Annotated in this window: 4 protein-coding genes; all 4 read right to left on the reverse strand. The window is 46.5% G+C overall.

Annotated elements, in window-relative coordinates; genetic code table 11:
• Window positions 1-45 precede the first annotated feature (45 nt).
• The gene (locus tag BACCELL_RS01775) at window positions 46-1,293 is read right to left on the reverse strand and encodes a phage major capsid protein (protein ID WP_007209782.1); all 1,248 of its coding nucleotides are present in this window, start codon (window positions 1,291-1,293) and stop codon (window positions 46-48) included.
• Between the two features lie 5 nt (window positions 1,294-1,298).
• Window positions 1,299-1,883, reverse strand: coding sequence for an HK97 family phage prohead protease (locus BACCELL_RS01780; RefSeq protein ID WP_007209783.1), 585 nt, complete (start codon window positions 1,881-1,883; stop codon window positions 1,299-1,301).
• A gap of 11 nt (window positions 1,884-1,894) precedes the next feature.
• Entirely contained in the window at window positions 1,895-3,142 is a 1,248-nt protein-coding gene (locus tag BACCELL_RS01785; protein ID WP_007209784.1) for a phage portal protein, read from the reverse strand.
• Window positions 3,143-3,186: 44 nt separating this feature from the next.
• Window positions 3,187-4,188 (reverse strand): terminase TerL endonuclease subunit (locus BACCELL_RS01790; protein WP_007209785.1); only part of this gene is annotated, 1,002 nt, incomplete at its 5' end.

The following is a 4,188-nucleotide window of genomic DNA, read 5'->3' on the forward strand; positions in this document are numbered from 1 at the left end:
AAATTCAAGTGCCTCTTTACCAACTCTAAGTCAACGTATGCCATATTACTTCATGGATGCAATACAGAATGATTCCTTGCGGATGAATCCCATATTCCAGTAAGAGTTGGTGATCAACCTTACCGTGCCCTTGAGAGCTTGAGTGTACGGGTCTACCAGCAATTCAATGCCACCCCATTGTCCCAAGAAGTAATTAGCCCAATTGCCGAATGCTATACCGAACTCGTCCGAACCTTCTCCCAGCTCTTTCGGCAGGTTATTGGTACGCAAGGCGCGGTATCCGTTCAGTTGACCATCCCCATTTCCGGTAAAGATGAAGCCACCTGCGCCGGATGCATCCTTTACCTTAGTCTTAGCCTTGCCAACAAGTGCCGGATGCAAGATATACGACAGATTGCCGAACAATGCATCCTGAGTATCTGCCTTTGTCTCCATAGCAACGATCTGTTCCCATGTCATTGCACCCTTTACGTTCGCATCAAGAGTATGAAACATACCGTCGGGAGTATTAGCTACGCCAGTCTTCGTGCTGAATGCCGTCTGCTCTATCTTCTGTGCGATGGCTACGGCAATGGCTTGGCGAATATAGGCTTCTACAGAGGCGTTTTCTTGCACAAGTAACTGTTTAGAGATATCCACATAGGCAGTCAAACGCAACGGCTTAAATACATCCCCCTTGGAGAATGCTCCAGCTCCATCCTTGGCTTCATCATTTTCACCCTCCCAGAACACATTGGCGCCTGAAAATTCCGGCCAATAGATATTGCCCTGTAATCCGGTCATAAATCGCGCTCCAGCTTGTGCCAGCACCAGCGAGGACTGCAAAGGCAACAACATTTCCTGCTGTTCCTCGTCAATAACTACACCAGTGACCGCTTCAGTAGCCGCTGTAAATGCCGCACGGCTCTCCATGTTCACCGGCACAACAATGCTGCGTTTGTCTGCCATCTGGGCACCCGACATATTGTGATGTGTAGTAGCTGCATCAATAACACTGGCATCTGCATCATTTTGCTGGTTTCCATCCACCATATTGGCGATGGCACGGCGCAGAGAGAACTTTCCCTGTCCGGGCGTGACATGTTGCTTGCCCTGTTGGCGGTTCTGGTCTTCGCGTTCCTCAATCTCAAGATTGATTTCCGCCATACGACACTGGTTTGCACCTAATTCTTCATTTTCCTCGGCATTTAACTGGCGCTTTTCGCCTTTTGCCGCCTCAATGATAGCTTTTGAACGAGCAGAAAGTTGCTTCTTCTCGTCCTTCAATTCTGTGATACTTTTTTCTTTTGCCATAACATTCAAATGTTTAATGATTTTTCAATATTAGAGTAATACTCGTTCAAATTCTCGCTGTTTTGGCGGGTCAATTCAGCCTCAGCCTGCTCTTTACCGCGCATATAAACCGAAGTCTTGCTGTATGCAGCATTGTACACCGGTGAAATGTCGTACAGGTTCCCGACTTTCGATACCGTCCGCTTCCATGTGCCGTCACTTTTCTTCTCCCAAGTGTCCTTTTCCACGTCAAAACAGAAAGAACTTTCGTTAATTTCACCGCGGCGAATGTTCTCCAACAGTTCGTCGCCAAGTGCTGTTTTAGGCGCTTCAAAACGGTATTTCAATCCCTTACTGTCCACAGACAGCGATAAGGATCCATTACCCTGATTGCATCGGGCTAGTATTCCGCGGCTCTGACTATGGTTCATCAACGCAAACACATCGCTTTTCTCGATCACTCCATCCAAAGCCCCACGCTCAATAACCTCCTCAAAGGGTAGACCGTCCGAAGACACACCGAAGAGTAAAGCATATCCCTCAACGGTACGTTTTTCTTCATCAGCTATCACCTGGGAAGCTATGTTTCTGATTTCTCTTTTTTCGTCCATAATCTTAGCTTTTACACACTAACCACAGAAGTGTCGGACACTTTTGGATTATTTTCATTTTTTGCGGGATTTTCTTTCACGGCATTGTCCAAAGTCTGCACGTTGACCTGAACAAAAGCCTTGTCCCCATTCTCAATCCTCGGAAGATTATTTTCCCGGCGCACCTCGTTCGGGGTAGCCGCACCGATGACAGATAAATCTTTCCAATAGGCAGCCTGTGCACCTTTATCCGTGCGGAGAATAGCGGACGTATCAAATTCGGCAAGTACACTCCCTCGTTCTGAAGGCAGAAATACCTTCCGGTTGATTTCCTGTTCAATCTTCGTAATTACCGCTAATGCGGTATCTGTCAAATATTGAAGCTGTGTAGCCTCAACGGTAGAATAGCTGGACTTCGATAAATCGAACGCTTTAACCGGTGATACAGAAAAGAACCGGCAAAGGTCCACAACATTGAACTGCCTCGATTCGAGCAACTGCGCATCCTTGGGATTGATAGTGATAGGCTGATACTTCATATTCGCCTCCAATACCGCAATACCGTTCGGGTGGTTTATGATTCGCTCTTCCCAAGTCGCGTATATCTGATCTTTTTGCGCTTTATCAAGCCGTGCCCCTTCAACCGTTAGCACCCCGGACATTCCTCCGCTCGTAAAGAATCCTGCGGCATGTTCTTCGCTACTTGTAGCAATGCCGAGCGTCTGCCGGGCATGAGTAAGAGTAGAAACGCCAATGATTCCATCGTAGGAAAAATTCAACACATGGAGCATGTCCCGCGGTTCGACAAGTTCTTTAAAACCCGTAATCTGGTAGCGTTTCCGCATGATACCGTTCCGATCCGTAATCCAAACTATAGATACATGGCTTGTTGGTATATAGAGAAGTTGGGACACATTCAACTTGTTATCACGCTCAATGTATGCATACCCGTTTCCCGTCAACAGAACCGATGCCATGAGCGTCTTGAAGAATACAAAACGGGTCATATCCTCGTTAGGCTCCAGGTCCAGTAAAGAATAAGCCGGATGCTGCTTGAATTCAGCCTTAAACCCCTCCCTGTCCAACTTATATGTTTTTAATGGAAGTACCGCCACACTGTCTGATATCAGGTCTACGCAGCGATAGACAGTAGACAGCAGCATTGGTTTGCTTCTGCTCAATAGTGGGGCGTGCCCACCGGAGTAGCTCCACGCCGGAATACGGGATGTCTCCTGCTTGGTTGCTTTCCTCAGTTCTAAATTATATCCGAATAATTTCATTTCAAGTGCACTTTTACACACTAACCAAAAAAGTGTCGGACACTTTAGTAGAATTCTCCATAACGAGGTGATGACAAGTACCCGCCAAGTGCCTCAAGCATAGCGATGACCCCATCTATTTTCTTTTCCTCAAATTGTTTGGACGGCTTGGTATTTCCATTCCGATCCCGGGCCATGGCCACATTGCGGAAACAGTGCCGGTTAATCACGTTATTGTCAATCACGGCCTTCCCGGATAATAACAGGCGTTCCATTTCCTTCGTTGGACGGTTGAAGTTTCCAAGAGCTTGGCTGAAAGGTTCCATTGGCAGTCCCTTGTCTTCGGCATTGATCGTAAATTGGGTAGCGTTCCAGCTATCATAGGATATCTTCTGGATGTAAACCTTATCACGAATATCCAGAATATCATTCAGGATGTAATCGTAATCCGTCACATTACCCGGAGTGATGGTAATCAACCCCTGCCTGCGCCATTCGCCATAAAGTTCCTTGAAGCGCTTCTCCTGTAAAGCCATTTCCGGCAGGTAGTATTTAACCTTGAAATATGTTTTTTCGGAAGTGGGGAACATAAATGCGGCACAAGTCAAGTCACTTGTGCTCGATAAGTCGATACCCATATAGCAATCCATGTCGCGGAACCGTTCAAATTCCACATTATCCGATGAGTTAAGTATATAGTGATCCGGAATCCAAACTGTTTCCGCGTCACACCACATATTAATGTTCTTCGTCTTAATACCTACTTCCTCCGATGGTGAGTTGATAGCCTTCTGTACCTGCTCCCGTAGGTACTTCGATTTAACTGTAATTCCCAAATTAGGGTTGCTTTTAGCCCACATTTTTTCATCCTTCCAGTCATCCCCTTCATCCAATGCGTAAATCAGGGCGAAAAGAGTGTCATCCTCCTTTAGCCCCTTCAGAACTTCCGTACACATTTCCCGAAATTGATAGCACGGTCCTAATTTGTCAAAGCCGGCAGTCGTAATAATAACCGACATCGGATCATCACGCATACCCTGTCCGGATTGAAGTACATCTTTTAGTCC

The sequence above is a fragment of the Bacteroides cellulosilyticus DSM 14838 genome (genome assembly GCF_000158035.1).
Taxonomy (GTDB): domain Bacteria; phylum Bacteroidota; class Bacteroidia; order Bacteroidales; family Bacteroidaceae; genus Bacteroides; species Bacteroides cellulosilyticus.